Raw genomic sequence first — 22118 nt, 5'->3', positions numbered from 1 at the left:
GCATTCCGTACAGAATCTTGGACGGTTACAGGTGAACACGGAAGCGCTGGCCTCCTTCGTCAAGGTTGCGGAAATGCGGTCGCTTTCGGCCGCGGCGGCGCTTTACGGCCTGCCCAAATCGACGCTGAGCCTGCACGTTAAGCAGCTCGGGGCAGACCTGAACGTGGAGCTGTTCGAGCGGTCGGGACGCAACATGCTCCTGACCGATGCCGGGCGGACGCTGCTCGCCCATGCCCGCCAGATCCTCGGCAGCTGCGATGCGGCGCGGGCGGCGCTGACCGAGCTCAGCGACGACGTGGCCGGCACGCTGCGCATCGGCGCCACGGGCGAATTCGGCACTGCCTTCTACGCGCAGATGATGATCGCCTTCCGGCGGCTTTATCCCAAGGTGGAGATCGAACTGACCTTCTTCTCGCCGCATGTGCTCTACGCCTCAGAGAGCTTCGACCAGCTGGACGCGGTGGTGTCGTGGGACGAGGGCGCGACCGACGGCGAGACGCTGTGGACGGCCCGCTTCGCGCTGTTTGCCAGCCGCAGCTATCTCGAGAGAGCCGGCACGCCGCGCAGGCCGGCCGATCTCGCCGACCACCAGGGCATCGTCTACCGCACGCCGGCGGGGCTCCAGCACTGGCGGCTGCAGAATGGCACGGCCCAGGAAAGCATCCTGCCGCGCTCGAGCCTGATCGCCAACGAGTACTGGACGGTGAAGTATTTCGCCGCAGCCGGCGAAGGCATCGCCTACCTGCCGCGCTTCTTCACCGACATCGAGTGCGAGCGCGGCCATCTCGTGCCGCTGCTCGCCGACTGGGAATCGGCGGAGAAGCGGGTGAGCATCCGGCTGACGCGGCCGCAGGCCACCTCGCGCAAGATGGCGGCCTTCATGGACACCTGCCGCCGCTATTTCTCGCCCGGCTTCGAATTCGAGGGGCCGCGCTACTTCGTGGAAACCATCCACGACCCGCAACGACCAGAAGAGGGAACACGACCATGAAAGCAGTGGAAACGGGGAACGGCATGCGCGTTCTCAAGGGCGGCGGGCTCGATCCGCAGCGGATCAGCTTCGACAGCATCCCCATCATCGATCTCGAGCCGATGTTCAGCGGCGACGCGGCGGCCAAGGAACGACTCGCCGCCGAACTGCGCAAGGCCTGCACCGAGGTCGGCTTCCTCTACATCAAGAACCACCACGTGCCGAAATCGGTGATCGACGAAACCTTCGCCGTGGCCGAGACCTATTTCGCGCTGCCCGACGACGTGAAGATGGCCAACCACGTGTCGAAATCGAAGAACAACCGCGGCTATGCGGCGATGCTGGAGGAGAACACGGACCCGACCGGGCGCGGCGACCTGCACCAGTCCTTCGACATCGCGCTCGACGTGCCGGCCGACGATCCCGACGTGCTGGCCGGCAAGGTGCTCTACGGCCCCAACCAGTGGCCGGAGGGCGAGCCGGCGTTCCGCGCCGCGATGGAGGCCTATCACAAGGAGATGCTGACGCTGGGCGGCCGGCTGCTGCATGCCTTCGCGCTGGCGCTGGGGCTTGAGGAGACCTATTTCGACGGCATGGTGGACAAGCCGCTGGCGACGCTGCGGGTGCTGCACTATCCGCCGCAGTTCGGCGAGATCGACGACCGGCAGATCGGCATCGGCGCGCATTCCGACTACGAGTGCTTCACCATCCTGGCGCAGAAGGAGGGCATCTCGGCGCTGCAGGTGCTGAACGCCTCCGGCGACTGGATCGCAGCGGACCCGATTCCCGGCTGCTTCGTCGTCAACATCGGCGACCAGATGGCGCGCTGGACCAATGACCTCTTCGCCTCCACCGTCCACCGGGCGATCAACCGCTCGGGCAAGGAGCGGTACTCGATCCCGTTCTTCTTCGGCCCCAACTACGACACGGTGGTGGAGGCGCTGCCGAGCTGCGTGGACGAGGCGCACCCGGCGAAATACGAGCCGGTGACGTCCGGCGACTACGTCAACGGCCGCTTCGCCGCGACGTTTGCGCATTATGCGGAGGCGCAGAAGCAGGAGGCCGGGGCGGTCTGAACGCAACGGCGGACGGGACAGCGAAGGGGGCCGACGGTCGGCTCCCCCCGACGTTGCGGGAGGCCTGCGGAGCGAGTGCAATTGCGCAGTGAGCGCTCAACCGCCGCCTGCTCGCGATGCGGACGAAGGTTGAGCCCAGCTATCTGCCAGACGCCATCACCGTCAGGACGACCTTTCCGATATTCTCACCGCGCTCCAGAAGCCGGTGGGCTTCAGCGGCTTCGGCCAAGCAGAAGGTGGCACAGACGTGCGGGCGCATCTGGCCGGCCCGGACGAGTGGCAGCACGTCGCGGCGGACCTTCTCCGTGATCGCCGCCTTTTGCTCGGCGCCCAGCGGCCGCAGGGTGGAGCCGACGATCGTCAGCCGTCGGCGCAGCACCGGTTCCAGATCGAGCTTCGCATGCCGTCCCGCCTGGACCGAAATCAGCGCGTAGCGGCCGTCCTCGGCCATGCAGGCAACGTTCATGGCCGCAACATCGCCGCCGACCATGTCGAGCACGACGTCGACGCCCCTACCCTCGGTCGCGGCCATCACGGCGGCTTGCCAGTCCTCCTCGGAAGAATTGATCGCGACCGCAGCGCCGAGACCCCGGCAATATGCGCTCTTCTCGCGACTGCGCGAGGTGGTGATCGCCGTGGCGCCGAGCGAAAGGGCGCGCCGCACGGCATGGGTGCCGATGCCGGACGATCCGCCATGAACCAGCATCGTTTCGCCGGCCCGGAGGCCAGCGCGCATCACCATGTTGAATTCGACCGTCAGCGCGACTTCGGCAAACGCCGCCGCTTCGACCATGCTCATGTCGTCCGGCACGGCCATCGCATGGCGATGGTCGGCTACGCAGAACTCGGCATAGCCGCCGCCATGCACCAGAGCCATCACCCAATCACCCCGTTGGATATCGGCGACCCCCGCGGCGATCTCGACGACGGTGCCCGCGACCTCCAGGCCCGGTATCGGGCTGGCGTCGGCGGGCACGGGATAGCGCCCCGCCCGTTGCGAGAGATCAGGACGGTTCACGCCTGCGGCCTCGACCCGGATCAGTATTTCGCCGGCCCGCAGGCGCGGGACATCGGCCTCCACGATGTGGAGGACGTCCGGTCCGCCCGGTTCGCGGATGCCGATCGCCTTCATGCGCATCGGATCATGCCTCGTCGACGATCCGGTTGGCGAGAATGCCGATCCCGGTGATCGCGACCTCGACGCGGTCGCCGGGCTTCATGAAGAGCCTGGGTTCGCGGAACAGGCCGACGCCGCTCGGCGTGCCGGTCGCGATGATGTCGCCGGGCAGGAGCTCGGTAACGGTCGAGATGTATTCGATCAGCGCAGGGACGTCGAAGGCGAGGTCGGAGAGAGGCGTCGCCTGCATCACCTCCCCATTGAGGCGTGTCGTCATCTCGCCCGCCGCCGGGTCGCCGAACGCCTCGCCGGTCACCAGCCACGGCCCCATGGAGCCGCTCCGATCAAAGTTCTTGCCGGCCCAGAACTGCGTGGTGTGGCGCTGGAAATCGCGGATCGACCCGTCGTTGAAGCAGGAATAGCCGGCGACGTGCTCGTAGGCCCGCGCCGCCGGGATGGCGCGGCCGGCCTTGCCGATCACCACGGCTAGTTCGCCCTCGAAGTCGAACCAGTCGGACGCTTTCGGTCGCACGAGGTCGACGGCGTGGCCGACCAGAGACGAAGGATAGCGTGTGAAGATCGAGGGTTTCGTCGGTGCTTCACGGCCGGTTTCCCTGATGTGGGTCATGTAGTTCAGACCGATGCAGAGGATCTTGTCGGGATTGGCGACCGGCGGCAGCAGCGTCACGTCGGACAGGCCCAGCCGCTCGCCATCGGCGCTCGCGAGTTCGGCCAGCGCGCCGGCCGCCAGCACGGCGCGCAGGTCGCGGTGGCGGGCGCGCAACCCCTTGCCGGCATCGACCAGCGCCTCGCCGTCGACGACACCGTAGGACGCCGTCCCATCGGCCATGAGATAGGAACAGACACGCATGAAACGTCTCCTTGGAAATTGATTGGGGAAACTGATTGGATTGAGGGGAGGAACGAAAGGACGGTCGGGCCGTCACTCGTTGGCGACGACGCTGTCGAGCCATGCGCATGAGGATACGGGATCGGCGGCACGCATGCCGCGGCGCGCGGCATCGAGGCGCATCTCGCGCAGCCGGGCGCGGTCAGGCGAATCCTCGGCCAGGTAGAGGCGCTCGTGGCCCCAGTAGCTTGGACCGTCGTAGGTTTCGTGCGCTTCCCAGGTCTGCGGATCGATCACCCGCGCTCCCCAGCCATATTCGACGAAGAATCCGGAGGGGGAATTGGCGTAGAAGCTGGTCATGTGGTCGTTGGAGTGGCGGCCGAGCGTGTAGGCGACCCGGCCTTGCTCCAGTTGCGCCAGGTCGTAGCCCTGGCCGACATCGTCCAGCGAATTCAGCTCGACCATGAAGTGATGCATGCCCTGGCGCCCGGATCCCACCATGGCGAAGCTGTGGTGGCGTCCGTTCAGGTGGAAGAAATAGAGCTTGAACGGCTTCAGTCCGTAGTCGGTCACCCGGAAGCCGAGCAGGTCGCGGTAGAAGGGCAAGAGCACGTCCACGTCGCGTGCATGCAGCACGGCGTGCCCCATGCCGAGCGAACCGGTCTTGAAGCCGGAGATGGCCCGGCCGGGCCTGAACGGCGCGTCGGCGAGCGCGGGACCGCAGAACACCTCGACGCGGTTGCCCTCGGGATCGTGGAACGAGACGAGCCGTGCGACATGGCGCTCGTCGGCGAGCGCGGCAGCCTCGAGCGTGACGGCGACGCCTGCGTTTTCGAGCCGCCCCGCCAGTGCGTCCAGTGCCGCAGGGCTCTCCACTTCCCAGCCCATGAACTCCAGTCCGTCGCCGTCGCTGCCCGAGACGATCAGGCGCTGCCTGCGGTCGTCCATGCGGAAGGCGCGGGTTGTGCCGCCCGCGTCCACCTGCTGCATGCCGAGCAGACCGATGGCGAAGAGCCGCCAGTCGTCGATGCGGGTCGAGCGGACGCCGATGTACCCGAGCGAAGCCAATGTCATGTTCCGTATCTCCGGCAGCGCGTCGGCGGGACCGGTCGCCGACGCTCGATCGATCGTGTGCTCAGTTCGAGCGGGCGGCTTCCTCGGCGATCGCCGCGACGAAGGCGTCGTAGATCGCCTGTCCGTCCGGCGTCTTCCCGGTCCACTGCTCGGTCGCGATCGCCACCGCAGCGCGCCACCTGGCAGCCTGCGCCTCATCCGGCTCGACGACCGTTATGGCGCCCTTGGCGAGCAGTTCGCCCCGCGCCTTGGCGATGTTGGCGTCGAACGATTTGCCGAAGCGCTCCGAGAAGGCCGCACCGGAGAATTTCTCGATCGCCGCCTTGGCCGAAGCGGACAGGCCGTCGTACTTGGCCTTGTTCATGACGACGAGCATCGGCGTCGCGCCCAGCGGCGCAGTGTTGAAGTGGGAGATCACGTCGCCCATGCGAAAGGTTTCGATGGCGCCCCACTGCGTGAAGGTGCCGTCGATCAGGCCGCGGCTGATGCTTTCGGCCACCGTCGGACCGGTGATGCCGCCGACCGGCACGGCGCCCAGCGCCTCGACCGCGGACAGCATGACCGGCCCGGGCGCACGGAAGTTCAGTCCCTTCACGTCTTCCGGCTCCACCACCGGCTTGTTGGAGGCGATCGAATTCGGGTAGGAGACGAAGATACCGAGCATCTTCAGCTTGTTGAAGTCGCCCTTGAAGTGGCCCAGTTCGTACATCTTCCACATCGCGGGCGAGCCGATGGTCGAACTCGGGATCAGGAAGGGCAGCTCGGCGACCTCGCTTTCCTGAAAGCGTCCCGGCGAGTAGCCGGGGATCACCCAGGCGATGTCCGCGACGCCGTCCTCGACGAGCTGCAGCTGCTGCGCCGGATTGCGGCCGAGCGAGCCGCCGGGAAACACCTGGATGGTCAGTTCGCCGTTGGAGGCAGCCGAGACGTCCTGGGCCCACGGCGTCAGGATTTCCTTGGTCACATGCGCCATCGGCGGCTCGAAGCTCGAGAAACGCAGCGTCTCGGCGGCGGCCGGAGCCGCCAGGACACCAAGCAAGGCTGCCGCTGGCAGCACGGCTTTCAAAAGACTCATCCTATCCTCCCTTTGATGGTTCGTCTGACGTTGGCAGCTTAGAGGAGGCCCATGGGGTGGGCACGGAAGGGCTGCGAGTTGTCCGCATGACGGACAGGCTCAACCGATGATGCCGGGTAGCCAGAGCGTGAGCTGCGGGAACAGGGTGAGCAGCGTAAGGCGGACCAGTTCGGCGATGAGGAAAGGCATGATGCCGCGATAGATCGTCCGGAGGCCGATCGTCCTGTACATCGCGTTGAGGACCATGACGTTGATCCCGATCGGCGGCGTCATCATGCCGATGCCGATCACCACGACGTTGATGATTCCCCACCAGACGAGGTCGTAGCCGAAAGACTGGATCAGCGGGATCACCAGCGGCAGCGTGATGACCATGGCGGCCACCTCGTCGAAGAAGGCGCCCATGAAAATGTAGAAGACGAGCAGCAGGAGCAGGACGGCGATCGGCGGGACCGGCAGCCCGGAAATCGAATCGACGACGAACGCGGCCGCCCCGGTCACCGCCATGAAGTAGGAGAAGATCGTCGCGCCGAAGACCATGACGTAGATCATCGCGGTTCCCGCGCTCGCCTCGGCGAGCACGCCGATCAGCGTCTTCCAGTCGAGCTTGCGCTTGATCAGCGCGAGCAGGAACGCCATCACGACGCCGATCGCCGCCGCCTCGTTGACGGTGAAGATGCCCGAATAGATGCCCCCCATCACCACGATGAACAGCAGCAGCACGCCCCAGGCCCGCAGGACAGCGGCCCCGCGCTCGCGATAGGAGGCGCGCTCGCCGGGCTGGCCGGCCTCGGGGTCCATGATCAGCTTGACCTGGATCGCGATCATGTAGAACGCGACCGCCATCAGTGCCGGCACGATGCCGGCGGAGAAGAGATCGAGCACCGACTGTTCCGTCAGGACGGCATAGAGGATCATCATACCCGACGGCGGCACGATGATGCCGAGGGTGCCGCCGGCGGCAATCGATCCGGCCGCCAGGTCCGGCTTGTAGCCGCGGGCGAGCATTTCCGGCATGGCCACGCGGCCGAAGGTTGCGGTCGTCGCCACGCCCGATCCACAGATCGCACCGAACCCGGCGCTTGCGACGATGGTGGTCGAGGCCAGGCCGCCACGACGGTGGCCGATCAGGGCATAGGCGAGGTTGTAGACGTCCGATGCGAGGCCTCCCGCCGCCGCGAGGCTTCCCATCAGCATGAAGAGCGGGATCACCGCCAGGTCCAGATTGGCCATGGCCGAGGCCGGCTCGCTGGCCATCAGCGTCACCGCCGGCCCCCAGCCGACGACCGCCGCGAACCCCGTCATGCCGACGAGCGCCATCGAGACGCCGATCGGCACATGCAGCGCGATCAGCAGCATCATGACCGCGAAGCCCACCAGGGCGATGAGAAGTGGATCCAAAGGGCTCTTCCTTGTCTCGGATTGCGGTGGGCGTCGCGTCAGAGCGCGTGGTCGGCTGGAGGAGATCCGTCCGATCCGACGGGATCCGCGGCCGGCGTTCCGAGCACGAAGGCGCGCAGATCGGAGACGGTCACCACCGTCTGGACCAGGGCGGCGAAGATCATCAGGGCGGACGAGGCCATCCACCATGGCCAGAGCGGCCAGCCGAGCACCCAGGTCCGATCGCCGGTCTCCCGCAGGCCCTGTGCGTAGGGAACGAAGCGCCACGCGATCAACACGATGAAGACGAGCGTGAACAGGCTGGCCGTCAGGTCGAGGAAGCGCCGCAGGCGCGGTCCGCCCAACGTGCCGAGGACTTCGACGGCGATGTTCTGCTTCATGGCGAGGTTGGCCGGAATGCAGGCGGCTATGACCACGGCCATCACGACGGAGCTGACGTCGTTCACGCCATGGATCGGCGCCTGGAAGAGCCATCGCAGAAGCACGTCGAGGGCGGTCATCAGCGCCAGCATCAGAAGTCCGAAGAACCCGATGAGCGCGACGAGCCGGGAGACGCCCTTCAGGCGCCGGTCGATCTGATCCAAACTGATCCTCCCTCAGCGGCCGATGCCTTTCGAACGCCGCGGAACCTTGACAGCCCGGGGCATCGTTGCAACGGTGCGTGCCTGTCTGTCCGCCTCGTGAACAGGCCAGGAGGAACCACCCATTTCGACGTTCGGCGCGGTACGGTCCCTGCAGCGGGGCCTCGAGGTCTTGCAGGCCATCAACTGCAACAACGGCCTGCGCGCCGCGGAAGTGGCGAAGATCGTAGGGATCCCGCGCCCGACCGCCTATCGCCTGCTGGAGACACTCGAAGGCCTCGGCTTCGTGATCCGCGGTCCCTCGGAAGACACCTGGCGTCCGACCCTCCAGACGAAATCCCTGAGCTCCGGATTCCGCGACGAGGACTGGGTCGCCCAGGTGGCCGTGCCGCAGATGATGCGGCTGGGCCGCCGGATCCTGTGGCCGCTCGACCTGGTCACCTTCCGCGACTACCGCATGGCGATCCGCGAATCGACGCACAACATCAGCCCGTTCTCCGTCGATCACGGGATGGTCGGGCGCGAGTTGCCGGTTCTGGAAACCGCCGGCGGACGGGCTCATCTCGCCTTCGTGCCGGAGACCGAGCGCGAGCAGATCCTGGCGGGCCTGCGGGAGAAACTCGGCACCGACGCCGTCGATTTCCACGAGGACGGGCCGCTGGACTACATCCTCGCGAAGACGCGGGAACTCGGCGTGGGCTTCCGCATCAAGGGCTTCAACGCGCGGACGATGAGCATCTCCGCGCCGATCCTGAGCGGCGGGCGGCCGCTTGCGTGCCTGACCATGATCTGGATCGGCACCGCGCTGAAGGTCGAAGACGCCCTACGGCTTCACAAGGAAGCGCTCGTCGGCGCGGCGAATTCGATCTCCGCGGAACTGGCGCGGCTCGCCGCCGAGCACAGCGCAGAGTAGCGGCGCAGTTCCGCCTCGAGCCGGTACGGCGCGAAGGCAGCCGCGCAGTAGCGGTCCGGTCGCACCAGCATGATTTGGTCGCGATGGGTCAGCAGGGGACGGCCGATCCGCCTGGCGGCATCTTCGGCGAGCTCGTCGAGATGGAACGTCGTGAGCGGCAGGCCGAACAGTTCCCGCCGGTCGAGCGCCGCCAGAGCCGCCCGCCCGGCCTCGTCCTGCGAGACCAGCGCGAAACCGTGCCCCAGGCGTCCGTCGAGCAGATGCCTGCCGCGGCCCTCGCCGAGCGTGGGCTGGGGGATCATCTCGCCGACCAGGCTCGCCTCCAGCGGCTGCCGGTCGAGGTCGAGGAACAGCCCCCCATGATACCGCGGTTTCGGCTTGAAGCGCATCTGGATCAGATAGTCGCGGATCGCCGGGAACGGCTCCAGTGCCCTCAGAAGCATGTCGCGGAACTGCAGTTCCTCCGGGCTCGACGGCATGACGAAGCTGCCCATGGTCACGGCGAGAAGGATCATGTCCCATGCCGGCTTGCGCCGTTCCTGATCGTAGCTGTCGAGGATCGCGGCGTCGGCGCCGCCGCGCGTCGCGGCGATCTTCCAGGCGACGTTGTGGGCATCGCGCAGGCCCGCGTTCATGCCCTGACCGGCGAATGGCGGCGTCAGGTGCGCGGCGTCGCCCAGGAGCAGGACGCGATCCTGCCGGAAGCGCTCGGCGATCCGCGCATGGAACGTGTAGACCGTTTTGCGCAGCACGTCGCTCTCGCGATAGTCGCGGAACGGCTTCAACAGGTCCGTCAGGAACGACGGCTCGAGCACGGCGTCGCGTTTCTCGCCCGGGAGCAGCATGAATTCGTAGCGGCGGCCGCCGCCCGGGGCAGGAACGCTGACGGCGGGGCGGATGCTGCTGCAGAAGAATTTCGAGAAGATCGAGCGGTCCGGATCGTCGCGCATGTCGATCACGATCCAGTCCTGCCGATAGGTCGTGCCCGACATGGGGATTCCCAGCCGCTCACGGATCGGGCTTCGGCCACCGTCGCAGGCGAGGACCCAGTCCGAGCTCACGCGGTGCCGGCGTCCCGTTCTGTCCTCCACCGTCACGACGCAGCCGTACGGCCGCACCTCGACATCGACCGCAGTAGAGGAAAACCGCAGCCGGTCCGGCGCCCGTTCGGCGAACCGCTCGCGCAGCGCCTCCTCCAGTTCGGGCTGGTAGATGTATTGCCGCTTGGCGAAGCCATAGGATTCGACGCCCGCGCCGGTCTCGGCGAAGCAGGTGCCGTCGTCGGCGAAATAGCGCGATCCGACCCCGGCCGTCGTGCGCCTGACATAGGTCTCGTCCAGCCCGAAGACCTGCAGCGTGCGCGCGCCCTCGTCATCGAGCACGATGGCCCGCGGAAGGTTCATCGGACCGGGTTCGCGGTCGAGCACGATGCAGTCCACGCCATAGGTCGCAAGCAGGTTCGCCGCCGTCAGGCCCGTCGGGCCTGCGCCGACGATCACCACCGGGATGTGGGCGGGAAAAGTCGTCATGGTGAGTTCGCTCCTGTCCTGGCAGATGTACCGGTCGCACCCCGTTAGAGCGGCAGGCCGGTGTTTCTGTCCACGCATCCTCCGGGGCCGTCCGCATCGCGGACACCTCCTGTCGAGGGTGTGACCGGCAGCGGGCGGGCGTGTAGGACCTGGCGAAACCCAAGGGAGCCCAGGATGAGCGACGTCTCCGATACACTCCGCGTGATCCAGCTGATCCAGGCCTGGGGTTTCCATCGCGACCAGGGATCGTGGGCGGACCTCGCCGACACCTTCACCGTAGACGGCAGCATCGCCGTGACGTGGTTTTGCGGACGCCATGGCGACTTCATCGAGCGCTGCCGCGCCACCCACAAGGAGCGCTCGCCACGCGGCAAGCACCTGATCGGCGTGCCCGTCGTCCGCCTCGCCGGCGACAAGGCGGTCGCGGAGACGAACGTCCAGATCCTCGGCCGCGTGTCGCTCGATGGCATCGCCGTCGACAACACCAGCCATGCCCGCTTCCTTGACCGGCTCGTCCGCACCGGCAGCGGCTGGCGGATTGCCCGCCGCGACGCGATCTACGAAAAGGACCGGCTCGATCCGGTCGTGCCCTCGGAAGCCTTCGACCGCTTCATGCGGGAGACCGATTTCTCCGCAGTGCCGGAGCCCTACCGCTATCTGGGCTACCGTCTCCTGCAGACCGGCCGCAGCCTGGTTGCCGGCATCCTCGAAGACGGTTCGCCGGAAGCCCTGGCGATGCTTGAGGACGCGCGGTCCTGGCTGGCGCAGGCCGGCTGAGCGATCGTCTAACCGGCCGGCTTGCGGATTGCCGCCGTCCGGCCGCGATAATGCACGGTCAGGTCCAGCGGCAGATCGTTCTCGTCATAGGCGCCGAGCACGACGCCGCGGCGCCGGATCGCGGTGCGCATCTCCTTCAGCTGCGCCTCGCTACGCGTGGTGCGCTGGGAGACGCGGCGGGTCCAGGCGAACAGGCGTTCGTACATCGCCGCGATGACCGGGCCGTGATCCTCGCTCCCGCCAAGATCGCGCAGCTCGTCGGGATCGTTTTCGAGGTCGAACAGCAGCGGCCGGAAGCCCCCCTCGCAATGGATCAGCTTGTAGCGCTTGTCCGCCACCATGAAGATCATCGCCTCGCGCACGCCCAGGCCCAGCCTCTCGGCGATGGGCGTCGCGGCGAAGTCGTATTCGCAAATCACCTGATCGCGATGCGGCTCGGAGGCAGTACCGCGCACCAGGGGCATCAGCGAGCGGCCTTCGATGACGTGGCGCAGAGACCCGGGATCGCCGCCAGCGATCTCCAGGAAGGTCGGCAGGAGGTCGATGCTCTCGACCAGTTCGTCGCAGACCGTGCCGCGCGTCGCGTCGGCCTCCGGCGAGGGATCGTAGACGATCAGCGGGACCTTGACGGAGGTGTCGTGAAAGAAGGTCTTCTCGCCCATCCAGTGGTCGCCGAGAAAATCGCCATGGTCCGACGTCAGAACGATCATCGTGTCGTTCATCCGGCCGGTCTGCTCCAGCCAGTCGAGCAGCACGCCGATCTGGTCGTCGCACTGCTTGATCAGGCCCATATAGGCCGGGATCACCGCCTCGCGCACCTCGTCGCGGCTGAACGCCCGGCCGACCGGCGAGGTCATGAACGCCTTCAGCACCGGATGCGCGGTGTCGAACTCGTCCTGCGTGCGCACCACTGGCTTGATCGTCTCGGGGCCGTACATCGCGTGGTAGGGCGCCGGCACGATGTAGGGCCAGTGCGGCTTGATGTAGGAAAGGTGGCAGAGCCACGGTGCCTCGGCCTGCTCGATGAACGCGATCGCCCGGCGCGTCAGGTAGGGCGTCTCGCTGTCCGCCTCCTCGATGTTCGCCGCCTCCGCCGCATTCCTCATGAACCATCCCGACAGCACGTTGCCGGCCGCGTCGACGCCGGAATTGGCGTGGTCGTGCCAGGGGTTGTCGCCGGCATAGCCGCGCTCGCGCAGATATTGCGAATAGAGATGCGCCTCCGGATCCTCGAGCGGGCCGTCGGGTCCGACCGCCACCATGCCGTCGTCGCGCTCGAAGACGTCGAAGCCGCACTCGGCCACCCGGGCTCCGATGATGCCGTCGGGGTCTAGCCCCAGGCGCCGCATCCCCTCCGCATCGGCGCGCATGTGCGTCTTGCCGACCAGAAAGCAGCCCATGCCGACGGCCCTCAGATGGTCGCCCATCGTGGTCTCGCCGACCTTGAGCGGGATGCCGTTCCACGACGCGCCGTGGCTGTGCACGTAGCGCCCGGTATAGGTCGACATGCGCGACGGGCCGCAGATCGGCGACTGCACATAGGCCCGGCTGAAGCGCACGCCCCGGCCGGCCAGCCGGTCGATGTTGGGCGTGTGCAGATGCGGATGGCCATAGCAGCTGAGATAATCCCAGCGCAGCTGGTCGAACATGACGAACAGGATGTTCCGCGGCATCGTGGATCCTCTCTTGTCGGCCCCGGCGCGCCGCCGTTCAGGCCCCGGTGCGGATGACGGACCCGCGCCCGCGCAGCCGCTCACGGCAGCGGGCGAGATTGTCCGGGAGATCGAAGCCGTCGTCGGCCGCCCAGTCGAGCACGTAGGACAAGGCGGCATCGGCGATGCCGAACGCGCCGAGCAGATAGTCCTTGTCGCCGAGAAGCTCGGACAGGATGGCGAGCCCCTTCGACACTTCGCGCCGGCCATAGGCGCGCAGCGCGTCCTGTCCTGCCGGATCGTCGAGAAACTTCTGCGGCACCCTGACGAAGGTGAAGCCGCGCATGTGAACGCTGCCGACGATGAAGTCGAGCGCTTCGAGCGTATGCGTCCGGTCGATCGTGGAATCCGGCCAAAGTCCGGCGTCGGGGAAGCTGGTCGCGATCCAGTAGGCGATGGCCGGGAACTCCGTCAGCAGGCCGTCCCGGGGCACCAGCAGCGCCGGCACCTTCCCCTTCGCGTTGACTGCGAGGTAGTCAGGCTGCAGCTGCTGCCGGGCGCGCAGGTCGACGATCCGCGTTTGGTACGAGGCTCCCACCTCGTCGAGCAGCATCAGAATGCCGTTCGAGCAGCTGCCGGGCGCGTGGAAGAAGGTCATCATGGGCCGGGCAGTCCTGCGGGTTTCCAAGTGCCGGGACAGGGTAAGGCGCTGTTTCGCCGCGCGACAGGCGCCGGTCCTGACTGTCCGCTCCGTGAACAGAGCGAGATTGCCGATGCCGTCACCGGCAACAATCCTTGAAGGATGATGGACATCGGACAGGCCTGCGATCGCCTCGATATGACTATCCGTAGCCGTCCGTCGTCCCAACACGCGGCTGCATGGTCAGAGACTTGCTCGGTGCGCGCAACACCGGGCGGGCGACCTGAGATGACCCCATCCATCGCGGACAATGCCAGCATCCGGATCCTGCTGGCAAAATCACGAATCCGGTTCAGCCGTCAGCTGTTGCGGTCAATGGCGTGCGGGCAGAGGCTTTGGGCCTAACGGTTCCTGACCAGGAAATCCGAGCTTGAACCGGACCTGGCGCTCTGCAGTGCTCGAAGCAGCATGCCCGGCAACACTCTGGCAACCGGCCCAGCAGGGGAGGTCCGCCTCATTCCATCAAGCGATCGAGGTTGTTTAAAATTAATGGCGCGCCCGAAAGGATTCGAACCTCTGACCCCCAGATTCGTAGTCTGGTGCTCTATCCAGCTGAGCTACGGGCGCGCATCGGCGAAAAGATCGCCGTTCGGTGACAGGACGGAACCGGTCGCCGAGCGAGTTGGTACCTAATGAAGCCGGCGCGGAAAAGCAAGCGGGTTCGGGGAAGTTTTTCGACGGACTGGCATGGCAGCGCGCCTGCGCGCAGAGCGGCAGGCAATGTCCGGCGCGCCACGCGGCGCCTTCGCCGCGCGGGCCATCGGACGAGGCACGTGAATTCTCCCGGACGGCCACCTTCGCCAAGAGGTGCTGCTGGGAACGGCCGTCCCTCCACCGGAAATGGCGCCGCGGACGAGGTATCGCAGCGTCCCGCTCCGGATGACGAAGGAGGCGGGAGCGGCACGCCTCCTTCGACCGCCAGGACGAGTGAGGCGCGGCCGATCCGGCTCGGAGCCGCAGCCATCAGGCCTCCCGGGCAGGGCGGTGAAGGGTGCGGCGGGCGTCCTGGAGGCGGACGGGCTGGTCGGGGATGGCGATGGCGAAGACCGTGCGGCCGCCGATGCTCTCGACCAGATCGATGCTGCCGCCATGGGCGCGCACCAGTTCGTGGGCGATGGCGAGCCCCAGGCCCGTGCCGCCGCTGCGGGCAGACCCCCGGAACGCGGCGAAGAGATTGTCGCGCGCCTGTGCCGGCAGGCCGGGGCCCGTGTCCTCGACGAAGATGCGGCTGACCGAGCCCTGGCGGTCGGCGGACACCGTCAGGCGCCGGACCACCGCGCCGTCCATGTCGGACGACATGGCCTGGACGGCGTTGCGGGCGAGGTTGGTGAGGATGCGGAACAGCTGCTCGGAATCGGCGTCGACCTCGAGATCGGGATCGACGGCGTTGACGCATTCGATGGCGCTCGACGCATCGAGGCCGAGCATCGAATAGACGTCGTCGACAAGGCGCGACAGCCGCAGGATGCGGCGCGCGGGCGGCGGCTCCTGCGCCCGGCCATAGGCCAGCACACCCTCGGTGTAGCTGACGGCGCGGTCGATGGCCCGCAGCAGCTTCGGCGCGATCATCTGCACCGACGGGTCGTCGACCGACTGCAGCCGGTCCGACATCAGCTGTGCGGAGGCGAGGATGTTGCGCATGTCGTGGTTGATCTTGGAGACGGCGAGGCCGAGGTCGGCGAGGTGCTTCTGTTCGCCGAGCGTGCGCTGCAGTTCCGCCTGCATCAGGGAGAGGCCCTGCTCGGCGACGCCGAGCTCGTCGCGGCGGCCGCTCGGGCGCAGGACCCGGGTCGGATCGTCGGGCGCGTCGGCAAAGGCGACCATCGAGTTCCTCAGCTCTCTGATGGGCCGGATCATGATGGCGTGGATGGCGAAGAAGACGAGGCCGGCGGTGATCAGCGAGATCAGCAGCGACAGGATCGCGACGTTGCGGGCGTAGATGAGCATGGCGTTGCGCAGCCCCTTGTCGGGGATGATCAGCTCGAACTCCATGTCGCTTTCGCCGACGCGGCCGAAGACCCGCAGCATCCGGTCACCGCCCGAGACCAGCGTGTCCAGCGCACCGAGCATGGCGGGCAGCGGCTGCACCCGCATGGGCTGGATGTGCTCGTCGACCTGCGGCGGCATGTCGGACACGACGAGGAGGCTGGAGATGCCGCCGGTTCGTACCGCGATGGCCTTGGCGCCGAGCGCCATCAGCACGTCCTCGCGCAGGCTGGGCGACAGCTCTCCCGCGTCGCTCTGCACCAGCACGACGCTCGCGGCGGCGGCCGTGGCCAGCCGCTCTTCCATCCAGCGCAGGCGGAAATTGGCGATCGAGGGAATGAAGATCAGCACTTCGGCGATGAGCACGAAGAGGATGGTGAGGCCGAGCAGCTTGGTGGAGAGCTTGCGCGGCCAGGGCACGGCACCGAAATCGGTCTTCGCCGCGACCGGTCCTCCGTTCTCGTCGCCCTTGCCGACGGCCATTCCGAATGCCTCCGCGTCGCCGCCCCATGGCGACCGATCACGGACCCGCATCAGCCGAAGAGCCGCAGGAAGCCGATCAGACGCCGCACCAGCGGCTTGCGCGCCGCACTGCCAAAGTAGGACATCGAGGCGCGTTTGCCAATTTCGCTCATGGTCGGATAGGGCGGCACGTAGCCGGCCAGGTCACGAACCGAAAGCTTCTTCGTCACCGCCAGCGCCCACAGGTTGATCATCTCGCCGGCATTCGCGCCGACGATCGAGGCGCCGAGGATGCGGCCGCGGCCGTCGGTCACGAGCTTGATGAAGCCGGTGGTGGCGCGCTCGGCCTGGGCGCGATCGTTCTCCGCGTAGGTCCAGCGCAGGACGTGAAAGCGCCCGCCACGCTTCTTCGCCTCCGCCTCGGTCATGCCGACATGGGCGAGTTCGGGATCGGTGAAAGTGACCCAGGGAATGATCGCGCGGTTCTCCGCGGCGCGCAGCCGAAACAGGATCGCGCGGATGACGAGGCCGGCGTGGTAGCCTGCGACATGGGTGAACTGCAGGCCGCCCGCCACGTCGCCGATGGCGTAGACGCGGCGGTTCGTCGTGCGCATGGCCGGCGTGACCTTGATGCCGCGACGGTCGTGTTCGATGCCGGCTGCATCGAGACCAAGGCCGGCCACGTTGGCCGCGCGGCCGGCTGCGACCAGCAGATGGGTGCCCTCGACCGTGTCCTCGCCGGCCTCGCCTTCGACGCGCAGGCGCACGCCGCCGGCTTCCGGCTTCTCGACGCCGACGACCTTGGTCTTCTCGCGGATGACGATGCCTTCGGCGCGAAGCCGCTCCAGCACCACGGCGGTGAGTTCGGGATCGTCCTTGCCGAGCGCCGATGCGCCTTCCACCACCGTCACCGCGCTGCCGAGCCGCCGGTGCGCCTGGGCGAGTTCCATGCCGATCGGGCCGCCGCCGATGATGACGAGATGGTCGGGCCGCTCGAGGCGTTCGAAGATGGTCTCGTTGGTGAAGTGCTCGACACGGTCGAGGCCCGGGATCGGCGGCACCAGCGGCGAGGAGCCGGTGGCCACGACGAAGCGGCGGGCGCGGATCTCGTAGTCGCCGGCAACCACCGTATCGGCGTCCTTGAAGCGCGCGGCGTCCTGAATGACGTGCACGCCGAGACCGGTGAAGCGCTCGACGCTGTCATGCGGTGCGATGGCGGCGATGACGGCGTGGATGTGGGCGTTGACGGCGGAGAAATCGACCGCTGGCTCGACCGGCGCGATGCCGAAGGCAGCGGAATGGCGCATGTGATGGGCATGCTTGGCGGCAGCGATCATCGCCTTGGAAGGGACGCAGCCGTAGTTCAGGCAGTCGCCGCCCATCCTGCCCTTTTCGATCAGCACGACGGGCACGCCGAACGCGGCGGCAGCGGCCGCTACGGACAGCCCGCCGGAGCCGCCGCCGATGACGCAGATGTCGGGTTCGAGGATCGTCGTCATGGTGCCCTTTCGCCGGCCGTTCAGCCCGCCGCCCGGTTCCGGTATGCCCTGATGGCCGTCGGGATCGCCGCGACCAGCGCAAGCGCGGCGAAGGCGATGGTGATCTGCGGCGTCACCAGATCGCCGATGGAGATGTCGCGCCCGGATTCGCGCGCCGCGTCCAGCACGCTGTCGAGGCCGGTGCCGAGATAGGCATAGGCGAAGGTGCCGGGCAGGATGCCGATGAAGGTGGCCGAGACATAGGTGCGGACCGGCACGCTGAACAGCGCGGGCGCGATGTTGATCACCCAGAAGGGGAAGATCGGCGCCAGCCGCAGCACAAGAAGATAACCGAAGGCATCCTTCTCGAAGCCGTCGGCGAGCCGCGCGACCCGGTCGCCGAGCCTGCGGTGCAGAACGTCGCCAAAGGCACTGCGGGCAGCCAGGAACAGCGCGGTGGCGCCCAGCGTGGCGGCGAAAGCGACCACGATACCGGCGACCAGCCAGCCGAAGAACAGCCCGGCGACGATGGTGAGCACCGAGGCCGCGGGAAAGGAGAAGGCTGTCGCGAGCGCATAGGCAAGGAAGAAGCCGGCCAGTGCCAGAGCGTAGTTGCCCTGGATGAAGGTGCCGAGATCGGCCCGGCTCTCGGCCAGATAGGAGAGCGACAGGAAGCGGTGCCAGCCCATGGCATAGCCGAGGCAGAGCCCGAACACGATGACGACGAGCGGCAGGAAGCGCAGGAAGGACCTGCCTCCCCCCTTCTCCGTTGCTGGCAGGGCCTTGTCGGCCATGGTCATTCCCCGGTTCATCGCCTCTGCTCCAACGTAGCGGCCCGCGACGCGATGTCGAACGATCTCGTGCGGCAGGCGCCCTGCCCCGCAGCCCGGTTCGCGTCCGGCGATCCCGACAGCGGCGGCGTCCATGGAGATGCGGCATTGCGGCCGATGCCACAAGCACCGGCCGTGCGATCTCACCGCCAATTGACGCCGCCTGCCGCGAGGCTCACCCCTTCGTGAGCGCGGCCGGCGCGGCCGGAAACGGCCGGCATGGCGGATTTGACTCCGAAGGCCGCCATGCCTATAAGCCGCGCACGTTCGGGTCCATGGCCCGGCGCGGCATTCGCCGTGGCCGTGTCCCAAGCGCCAGCTCCTGCTCGGCAGAGTCAGAATCAAGAAGGGCCGCACTCCGCGGTATCAAAACAAATGAAGCGCACCTACCAACCCTCCAAGCTCGTCCGCAAGCGCCGGCACGGCTTCCGGGCCCGCATGGCAACCAAGGGCGGCCGCGGCGTCGTCGCGGCTCGTCGCAACCGCGGTCGCAAGCGGCTGTCGGCATAATCGACACCGGCCGCACCGCGATGACGAGCGGCGCCCCGCGCGGACGCCCGCCTCTGCGGCTCAAGAAACGTGCCGACTTTCTCGCGGCCCAGCGCGGCGAGAAGCGGCGCGGGCGGCTGTTTCTGCTGGAAGTCCGGAACCGTGGGGACGCCGAAGCGCCCCGCGTCGGCTTCACCGTGACCAAGAAGACGGGAAATTCCGTCGTCCGGAACAGGGTCCGCCGCCGCCTCAAGGAGGCGGTGCGCGTGCATGCCGCTGATGACATGGCGGCCGGCAAGGACTATGTGATCGTCGGGCGTCGCGAGATCCTCGCCGCCCCTTTCGAGGCCTTGAAGGCCGAGCTTTCCCGACGAATTCGCGGAACCGCCCCTGATGGAAAACAACCGTAACTTCTTCATCACGATCGCCCTGTCGATCCTGATCCTCACGGTGTGGCAGGTGTTCTACATGAACCCGCGCATCGAGCGGGACCGCGAGGTCGCGCGGATCGAGCAGGAGCGTCTCGCAAAGGAAGATGCCGCGCAGACGCCGGGCGGAGAAGGCACGGCGATCCCCGGCGCGCCGGCCAGCGACGTTCCGGGCGCGCCCGCGGCCAACGTTCCCGGCGGCACCGTCGGGACAGGCGTGGCCGATCGCGACAGCGCGCTGGCCGCCGGCGGCCGCGTCCGCATCGATACGCCGAGCCTGACGGGTTCCATCAACCTCACGGGCGCCCGCATCGACGACCTGCTTCTCAAGGACTACCGGGTGACGGTCGAGAAGGACTCGCCGATCATCGACCTGCTGAACCCGGCGGCCCTGCCCACCGGCTACTTCGCCGAGGTCGGCTACACGGGCGGCGCCACGCCGCAGGATTTCCCCGGACCCGACGCCGTGTGGAGCGTCGAGGGACAGCCGATCCTCACCCCCGACAACCCGGTGACGCTGACCTACGAGAGCCCGGCCGGTCTCGTCTTCACCCGGACCGTGTCGGTCGACCGCGACTACATGTTCAGTTTCACCGATGCCATTGCCAATCCCGGCAGCGAGGCGGTGACGCTCGCCAATTACGGCCGCATCACCCGCTTCTCGAAGCCCAACCATGCCAGCATCTACGTGCTGCACGAGGGCCTGATCGGCGTGACCGGCACGGAGGGCCTGCAGGAGATCGACTATTCCGACATCGAGGAGGATCTCTCGATCACGCCGTCGAAGTCGACCGACGGCTGGCTCGGAATTACCGACAAGTACTGGGCGGTGGCACTTGTGCCGCAGGCGGGGCAGTCGTTCCAGCCGCGCTATACCTACCTGACGGATCAGCGCACGCGCTATCAGACCGACTACCTGGCCGACGCCATCACCGTGGCACCCGGCGCAACGCAGACCGTCGAGACCAAGCTCTTCGCCGGCGCCAAGGAAGTGGCGCTGATCACCGGCTACGAGGAGCGGGAGCAGATCCGCCGCTTCGACCTGCTGATCGACTGGGGCTGGTTCTACTTCATCACCAAACCGATGTTCTGGCTGATCGACCACCTGTTCAACCTGCTCGGCAATTTCGGGCTGGCGATCCTGGCCACCACCGTCATCGTCAAGGCCATCTTCTTCCCCCTCGCCAACAAGTCGTACAAGTCGATGGCGAACATGAAGAAGGTGCAGCCGAAGCTGCTCGAAATCCGCGAGAAGTATGCGGACGACAAGATGAAGCAGCAGCAGGCCATGATGGAGCTGTACAAGACCGAGAAGATCAATCCGATCGCCGGCTGCTGGCCGATCCTGATCCAGATCCCGGTGTTCTTCGCGCTCTACAAGGTTCTGTACGTCACGATCGAAATGCGGCATGCGCCGTTCTTCGGCTGGATCCAGGATCTGGCGGCACCGGATCCGACGTCGGTGTTCAACCTGTTCGGCCTGCTGCCCTACGACGTGCCGTCCTTCCTGATGATCGGCGTCTGGCCGCTGATCATGGGCGTGACCATGTTCCTGCAGATGCGCATGAACCCGACGCCGCCGGACCCGACGCAGGCGATGATCTTCAACTGGATGCCGGTGGTGTTCACCTTCATGCTGGCCACATTCCCGGCCGGGCTGGTGATCTACTGGGCGTGGAACAACTCGCTGTCGATCCTGCAGCAGGGTATCATCATGAAGCGCCAGGGCGCCAAGATCGAGCTCTGGGACAACCTGGTGGGCCTGTTCAAGAGGAAGCCGAAGCAGCCGGCAGAGTAGCGCGCGCGGGTCGGTCGGGCGTGCATCCTTCGAGGCTCGCCCCGCCGACGGGCGCACGATTGCCGCAAGCCGTGTGGGCTCGCACCTCAGGATGAGGACCGTTGGCGGCCGGACCCGTGGCGCCGTGACGTCCGACCTGCGCGGATCGCCGGACGGGAGCCCGAGCGTCAACAAGCCCCTCGCGGAGGTTGGGACCCGCCCTCTCCTGGCCCAGAACGAGCGACCGTAACCGGCGAGCCTCGAAGGACGCACTACCGATGACCATGCACGGACCCGACCCGCTCGACCCCCATCCGATGCAGGGCTTTCCGCGCGTCGGTTTCCTGAAGCCGCTGGTCACGCGGCCCAACATCGAGATCGGCGACTACACCTATTACGACGACCCCGACGGACCCGAGCATTTCGTCAGGAAGTGCGTGCTCCATCACTACGACTTCGTCGGAGACAGGCTGGTCATCGGCCGCTTCTGCGCGCTGGCCTGCGGGGTCACCTTCATCATGAACGGGGCCAACCATCCGACGGGCGGCTTCTCGACCTACCCGTTCAACATCTTCGGCGATGGCTGGGAGCACGGCTTCGATCCAAAGACCTGGCAGGACGAGATGCGGGGCGACACGACCGTCGGCAACGACGTGTGGATCGGCATGGACTCGACGATCCTGCCGGGCGTGACGATCGGCGACGGCGCCATCGTGGCGGCGAAGTCCGTGGTCAGCGCCGATGTGCCGCCCTATGCGGTCGTTGCCGGCAATCCGGCGCGGGTCGTCCGGATGCGGTTCGATGACGACACCATCGGGCGGCTTCTCGCCGTCGCCTGGTGGAACTGGCCGGTGGAGCGCCTCTCACGGCATCTCGACGCGATCAGGGGGGCCGATATCGACCGACTGGAAGCCGCCGCCCGCACGGTCTGATCAACGCCTGTTGCATCCGTC

General features: G+C 67.1%; 20 protein-coding genes and 1 tRNA gene. 8 read left to right on the top strand and 13 right to left on the bottom strand.

What is annotated here, in order from left to right; translation table 11 throughout:
- Window positions 1-31: 31 nt before the first annotated feature.
- Window positions 32-991 (top strand): LysR family transcriptional regulator, encoded by a 960-nt coding sequence (locus N1F91_RS01210; RefSeq protein WP_289989503.1) that lies wholly within the window; start codon window positions 32-34, stop codon window positions 989-991.
- Window positions 988-2046, top strand: a complete 1059-nt coding sequence (locus tag N1F91_RS01205) for a 2-oxoglutarate and iron-dependent oxygenase domain-containing protein (protein WP_289989501.1) — start codon at window positions 988-990, stop codon at window positions 2044-2046. Before N1F91_RS01210 ends, N1F91_RS01205 begins: the two co-directional genes overlap by 4 nt.
- A gap of 139 nt (window positions 2047-2185) precedes the next feature.
- Here N1F91_RS01205 and N1F91_RS01200 read toward each other — a convergent pair whose 3' ends face one another.
- The 6 genes from N1F91_RS01200 to N1F91_RS01175 form a co-directional block, all read right to left on the bottom strand.
- Window positions 2186-3184 carry an NAD(P)H-quinone oxidoreductase gene (locus N1F91_RS01200; protein ID WP_289989499.1) on the bottom strand — a complete coding sequence of 333 codons (999 nt, stop codon included), beginning with the start codon at window positions 3182-3184 and terminating at the stop codon, window positions 2186-2188.
- Between the two features lie 4 nt (window positions 3185-3188).
- Entirely contained in the window at window positions 3189-4034 is an 846-nt protein-coding gene (locus N1F91_RS01195; protein ID WP_289989497.1) for a fumarylacetoacetate hydrolase family protein, read from the bottom strand.
- Between the two features lie 72 nt (window positions 4035-4106).
- Window positions 4107-5087: a VOC family protein gene (locus tag N1F91_RS01190; protein WP_289989495.1), complete on the bottom strand. Its 981-nt coding sequence runs from the start codon at window positions 5085-5087 to the stop codon at window positions 4107-4109.
- 61 nt (window positions 5088-5148) lie between these two features.
- On the bottom strand, window positions 5149-6162 hold the full coding sequence (locus N1F91_RS01185; protein ID WP_289989494.1) for a TRAP transporter substrate-binding protein: 1014 nt from the start codon (window positions 6160-6162) through the stop codon (window positions 5149-5151).
- A 99-nt stretch (window positions 6163-6261) separates the two neighbouring features.
- Window positions 6262-7563 carry a TRAP transporter large permease gene (locus tag N1F91_RS01180; protein WP_289989493.1) on the bottom strand — a complete coding sequence of 434 codons (1302 nt, stop codon included), beginning with the start codon at window positions 7561-7563 and terminating at the stop codon, window positions 6262-6264.
- A gap of 38 nt (window positions 7564-7601) precedes the next feature.
- The gene (locus N1F91_RS01175) at window positions 7602-8147 is read right to left on the bottom strand and encodes a TRAP transporter small permease (protein ID WP_289989490.1); all 546 of its coding nucleotides are present in this window, start codon (window positions 8145-8147) and stop codon (window positions 7602-7604) included.
- Window positions 8148-8268: 121 nt separating this feature from the next.
- Here N1F91_RS01175 and N1F91_RS01170 point away from each other — a divergent pair, with 121 nt between their 5' ends.
- On the top strand, window positions 8269-9057 hold the full coding sequence (locus N1F91_RS01170; RefSeq protein WP_354670512.1) for a helix-turn-helix domain-containing protein: 789 nt from the start codon (window positions 8269-8271) through the stop codon (window positions 9055-9057).
- Here N1F91_RS01170 and N1F91_RS01165 read toward each other — a convergent pair.
- Window positions 8976-10586: a bifunctional 3-(3-hydroxy-phenyl)propionate/3-hydroxycinnamic acid hydroxylase gene (locus N1F91_RS01165; protein WP_289989488.1), complete on the bottom strand. Its 1611-nt coding sequence runs from the start codon at window positions 10584-10586 to the stop codon at window positions 8976-8978. The two genes, N1F91_RS01170 and N1F91_RS01165, sit on opposite strands and share 82 nt — an antisense overlap.
- A 174-nt stretch (window positions 10587-10760) precedes the next feature.
- On the opposite strand from N1F91_RS01165, the gene N1F91_RS01160 reads away from it, so the two are divergent.
- Window positions 10761-11363 (top strand): nuclear transport factor 2 family protein, encoded by a 603-nt coding sequence (locus N1F91_RS01160; RefSeq protein ID WP_289989486.1) that lies wholly within the window; start codon window positions 10761-10763, stop codon window positions 11361-11363.
- 8 nt (window positions 11364-11371) lie between these two features.
- Here N1F91_RS01160 and N1F91_RS01155 read toward each other — a convergent pair whose 3' ends face one another.
- From N1F91_RS01155 to N1F91_RS01130, 6 genes are all read right to left on the bottom strand, one after another.
- A complete protein-coding gene (locus N1F91_RS01155) occupies window positions 11372-13036 on the bottom strand; it encodes a sulfatase-like hydrolase/transferase (protein ID WP_289989485.1) in 1665 nt (554 codons plus the stop codon).
- A 37-nt stretch (window positions 13037-13073) separates the two neighbouring features.
- Window positions 13074-13676: a glutathione S-transferase family protein gene (locus N1F91_RS01150; RefSeq protein ID WP_289989484.1), complete on the bottom strand. Its 603-nt coding sequence runs from the start codon at window positions 13674-13676 to the stop codon at window positions 13074-13076.
- Window positions 13677-14205: 529 nt separating this feature from the next.
- Window positions 14206-14282 (bottom strand) — tRNA-Arg (locus tag N1F91_RS01145).
- A gap of 396 nt (window positions 14283-14678) precedes the next feature.
- Window positions 14679-16184: a HAMP domain-containing sensor histidine kinase gene (locus N1F91_RS01140; protein ID WP_289989482.1), complete on the bottom strand. Its 1506-nt coding sequence runs from the start codon at window positions 16182-16184 to the stop codon at window positions 14679-14681.
- Window positions 16185-16234: 50 nt separating this feature from the next.
- A complete protein-coding gene (locus tag N1F91_RS01135) occupies window positions 16235-17662 on the bottom strand; it encodes an FAD-dependent oxidoreductase (RefSeq protein ID WP_289989480.1) in 1428 nt (475 codons plus the stop codon).
- 20 nt (window positions 17663-17682) lie between these two features.
- Entirely contained in the window at window positions 17683-18453 is a 771-nt protein-coding gene (locus N1F91_RS01130) for a TVP38/TMEM64 family protein (RefSeq protein WP_289989479.1), read from the bottom strand.
- Between the two features lie 393 nt (window positions 18454-18846).
- Here N1F91_RS01130 and rpmH point away from each other — a divergent pair, with 393 nt between their 5' ends.
- The 4 genes from rpmH to N1F91_RS01110 all read left to right on the top strand — a co-directional run bounded on the left by rpmH (window position 18847) and on the right by N1F91_RS01110 (window position 22097).
- Window positions 18847-18981, top strand: a complete 135-nt coding sequence (rpmH, locus tag N1F91_RS01125; RefSeq protein ID WP_008833937.1) for a 50S ribosomal protein L34 — start codon at window positions 18847-18849, stop codon at window positions 18979-18981.
- A gap of 20 nt (window positions 18982-19001) precedes the next feature.
- A complete protein-coding gene (gene rnpA, locus N1F91_RS01120; RefSeq protein WP_289988491.1) occupies window positions 19002-19370 on the top strand; it encodes a ribonuclease P protein component in 369 nt (122 codons plus the stop codon).
- Window positions 19354-21186: a membrane protein insertase YidC gene (gene yidC, locus N1F91_RS01115; protein WP_289988489.1), complete on the top strand. Its 1833-nt coding sequence runs from the start codon at window positions 19354-19356 to the stop codon at window positions 21184-21186. Before rnpA ends, yidC begins: the two co-directional genes overlap by 17 nt.
- Window positions 21187-21449: 263 nt before the next feature.
- Complete coding sequence (locus tag N1F91_RS01110) at window positions 21450-22097, top strand: CatB-related O-acetyltransferase (RefSeq protein ID WP_289989756.1); 648 nt, start codon at window positions 21450-21452, stop codon at window positions 22095-22097.
- Window positions 22098-22118: the final 21 nt, after the last annotated feature.

This window comes from Aquibium sp. ELW1220 (assembly GCF_030398385.1).
Taxonomy (GTDB): Bacteria; Pseudomonadota; Alphaproteobacteria; order Rhizobiales; family Rhizobiaceae; genus Aquibium.
Note: the sequence above shows the minus strand (reverse complement) of the source record. Positions and strands in the feature narration are given on the sequence as shown.

Bases quoted from the DNA above. Each gene is read 5' to 3' on its own strand.
- N1F91_RS01205 (WP_289989501.1), top strand. From the start codon at position 988: ATGAAAGCAGTGGAAACGGGGAACGGCATGCGCGTTCTCAAGGGCGGC.
- N1F91_RS01200 (WP_289989499.1), bottom strand. From the start codon at position 3,184: ATGCGCATGAAGGCGATCGGCATCCGCGAACCGGGCGGACCGGACGTC.
- N1F91_RS01195 (WP_289989497.1), bottom strand. From the start codon at position 4,034: ATGCGTGTCTGTTCCTATCTCATGGCCGATGGGACGGCGTCCTACGGT.
- N1F91_RS01190 (WP_289989495.1), bottom strand. From the start codon at position 5,087: ATGACATTGGCTTCGCTCGGGTACATCGGCGTCCGCTCGACCCGCATC.
- N1F91_RS01185 (WP_289989494.1), bottom strand. From the start codon at position 6,162: ATGAGTCTTTTGAAAGCCGTGCTGCCAGCGGCAGCCTTGCTTGGTGTC.
- N1F91_RS01165 (WP_289989488.1), bottom strand. From the start codon at position 10,586: ATGACGACTTTTCCCGCCCACATCCCGGTGGTGATCGTCGGCGCAGGC.
- N1F91_RS01160 (WP_289989486.1), top strand. From the start codon at position 10,761: ATGAGCGACGTCTCCGATACACTCCGCGTGATCCAGCTGATCCAGGCC.
- N1F91_RS01155 (WP_289989485.1), bottom strand. From the start codon at position 13,036: ATGCCGCGGAACATCCTGTTCGTCATGTTCGACCAGCTGCGCTGGGAT.
- N1F91_RS01150 (WP_289989484.1), bottom strand. From the start codon at position 13,676: ATGATGACCTTCTTCCACGCGCCCGGCAGCTGCTCGAACGGCATTCTG.
- N1F91_RS01140 (WP_289989482.1), bottom strand. From the start codon at position 16,184: ATGGCCGTCGGCAAGGGCGACGAGAACGGAGGACCGGTCGCGGCGAAG.
- N1F91_RS01135 (WP_289989480.1), bottom strand. From the start codon at position 17,662: ATGACGACGATCCTCGAACCCGACATCTGCGTCATCGGCGGCGGCTCC.
- N1F91_RS01130 (WP_289989479.1), bottom strand. From the start codon at position 18,453: ATGAACCGGGGAATGACCATGGCCGACAAGGCCCTGCCAGCAACGGAG.
- rpmH (WP_008833937.1), top strand. From the start codon at position 18,847: ATGAAGCGCACCTACCAACCCTCCAAGCTCGTCCGCAAGCGCCGGCAC.
- rnpA (WP_289988491.1), top strand. From the start codon at position 19,002: ATGACGAGCGGCGCCCCGCGCGGACGCCCGCCTCTGCGGCTCAAGAAA.
- yidC (WP_289988489.1), top strand. From the start codon at position 19,354: ATGGAAAACAACCGTAACTTCTTCATCACGATCGCCCTGTCGATCCTG.
- N1F91_RS01110 (WP_289989756.1), top strand. From the start codon at position 21,450: ATGCACGGACCCGACCCGCTCGACCCCCATCCGATGCAGGGCTTTCCG.